A 2486-nucleotide genomic window follows, 5' to 3' on the forward strand; every position below is an offset into this window, starting at 1 on the left:
AACACAGATATGATTGAAGCGATGGCTTTCGAATCTTATGTGTTCCATGACCGTGTGGAAATATGGAAAGACTATTGTAAACGCTAAACTAGACTAAACAGTTTTCCACAAATAACGGTAAACAGATTTCACCAAATAAGACACAACAGTTTACCGATACCGATGAACTTTTAATATACTTGAGAGAGTCTATTGAAAGTGAGGAATGAGGAGTGGAAAAGTTTATGATTTACAACGAGATTCACCAACTTCGAAGCGCGGGCTTTTCAAATAGCGCTATTGCGAAAAAGCTGAAGATATCTAGAAATCGGGTGATTAACTACGGAAATATGACACCTGATGATTTTTGTAAATTCGTTCTTTCGCTGCAAAACAGAAGCAAGAAACTGGATCCTTATCACGAGGAGATCGTCAGCTGGCTGAAAGAACATCCCGATCTGACAGGTGCACAAATTTTCGATTGGCTGGAGAGAAGAAGGTATTGACCACTGAAGGGACATACCGAAAGTTGTATTTCATTGGTTTTGTGTTAGCGCATTCGAGGTTCAAGTATGTGGAGTTTCTGGATCGGCCCTTCCGGGCAAGCGATTTAATACATATGCATGAGAATGCCTTTCGCCATTTTGGGGGCATGTCCCAAGAAATCGTCTATGACCAAGACCGGCTCTTAATGGTCAGTGAGAATTCGGGAGATTTGATTATGACAGCGGAATTCACCAAATACCAACAGACACGAAAGTTCAAAGTCTATCTTTGTCGGAAGTCAGATCCGCAATCGAAAGGGAAAATCGAACAAGTCGTGAAATATGTAAAAAACAATTTCGTCAAAAATCGTATCTTTGATAATTTAATGGATTGGCAAGCTGCCTGCATGAAGTGGCTGAAACGAACCGGTAATTACAAAGTTCATCACAACATCAAAAAAAGACCCTTTGAGGTGCACGCCCTGGAAAAGCAACACCTGCAAAAGGTCTCTGGTACTTACATTTTTGAAAAAGTCTTCACTTCGAGTATAACAAGAGATATCAAGCATGACAATGTCATTCGTTTTGGCTCAAACCGTTACAGTGTGCCCCGTGGCACTTACCGCAAAGGCGCGCCAAATATCGCTTATGTTCAGACGGATAACCACCACCTGTACATACGCCTCCAGGAACAGGGTGAGATATTAGCGAAACACCGACTGGCGAAGGGCAAAGGAGAAGTCATTTCGGACCCTGCCCACCGCGAACGAAATCAGACCAAACGAGATGGTTTAATCCAGCAAGTTCAAGACCAATTAGCAGATGCGGAAACAAGTACCTGGTTCATTGAGCGATTGACCGAACGGTATCCCCGCCATTTGATCGACCAACTGAAAGTCGTGCAATCCGTCATCGGAAATTACCCTGACTTTGTCGATGAAGCGCTGGATGAGATGAAACGACTCAAGCTGACGAGCGCCAATGATTTACGGGACATCGCTATCTCGTTAGAGATAGAAAGCCAAAAGAATCAAAAGAAAGCCGGCACGATCAACGAGAAGTACAAAGACTTCGTGGCACCCGAACGAACAGCGGATATTTACCTCTCCGTCCTTCAAGGAGGTGAGAACCGATGAGTCACCCCTACGAAGGATTACAGGAAAAGTGCCGAACCTTGCGGTTGGCAGAAACGGCCAAGGAACTGCCAAATTTTCTACGCGAAGCCGAGGCAAAGGGATGGACGTATCATGAGTTTATCCATGAAGTGCTTAGTTATGAAATGCGCTGCCGCGAACGAAAAACCAGCGAAAAGCTCATGAAATGGGCAGAGTTCCCTGAATTACTGACGTTCGAGGAGTTTCGCCTGGAAGAACAGACAGCCATCGGTGAAAAGCAGCTGAATGTGTTAAAGGAACTTTCTTGGATCGATGACTGTTTCACGTTGATCATGATGGGGCCGACAGGCGCTGGCAAGACTCATTTATCGACTGCTTTAGGTATCCACGCCATCGAGCGTGGGTATCAGGTGTCGTTTATATCGATGGAGCGTCTCATCTATGTATTGAAATCGAAAGAATACACGAGCAAGTCAAAAACGAGATATAAGCGGATTGCCGCTTCTGATCTGATCATCATTGATGATGTCATGTACATGGCTTATGAGCCTCAAGAGGCTCATCTGTTCTTCCAATTCATTTATGAAATGTACGACAAAGCGGCCTTCATTTTGACTTCGAATAAAGGCCCAGCCGAATGGGGAAAATTCTTGGGGGACCCCACCTTAACGACTGCCATTCTAGACCGCCTTCTTCACCGAAGCGAGATTCTCACATTTGACGAAACGCAGGACAGTATACGGATGAAATACAGAAAAGCATTGTTTGACAAACAAGGTGTTGAATCTTAATTGGGGAAAACTGTTGGAACGTATTTGTGAAAAACTGTTGAATTCTACTTGACGGTTACAACTATCTCGGCCGCCAAAAGAAAGCGCAGAAACGACAGCGGGTGCTGGACGTGCTG

The 2486-nt window shown here is 44.4% G+C and carries 3 protein-coding genes; all 3 read left to right on the forward strand.

Annotated elements, in window-relative coordinates; translation table 11 throughout:
• The first annotated feature begins 212 nt into the window (after positions 1-212).
• The 3 genes from IQ294_RS16370 (at position 213) to istB (ending at position 2370) form a co-directional block, all read left to right on the forward strand.
• Complete coding sequence (locus IQ294_RS16370; RefSeq protein WP_238942892.1) at positions 213-485, forward strand: hypothetical protein; 273 nt, start codon at positions 213-215, stop codon at positions 483-485.
• A gap of 68 nt (positions 486-553) precedes the next feature.
• A complete protein-coding gene (locus IQ294_RS16145; protein WP_349291380.1) occupies positions 554-1600 on the forward strand; it encodes an IS21 family transposase in 1047 nt (348 codons plus the stop codon).
• Positions 1597-2370 (forward strand): IS21-like element helper ATPase IstB, encoded by a 774-nt coding sequence (gene istB / locus IQ294_RS16150; protein WP_203335071.1) that lies wholly within the window; start codon positions 1597-1599, stop codon positions 2368-2370. The genes IQ294_RS16145 and istB overlap by 4 nt, the downstream gene beginning before the upstream one ends.
• The last annotated feature ends 116 nt before the right edge of the window (positions 2371-2486 follow it).

Origin of the sequence: Planococcus beigongshangi, from assembly GCF_016820495.1 — a bacterium.
In the GTDB taxonomy this organism is placed as follows: domain Bacteria; phylum Bacillota; class Bacilli; order Bacillales_A; family Planococcaceae; genus Planococcus; species Planococcus beigongshangi.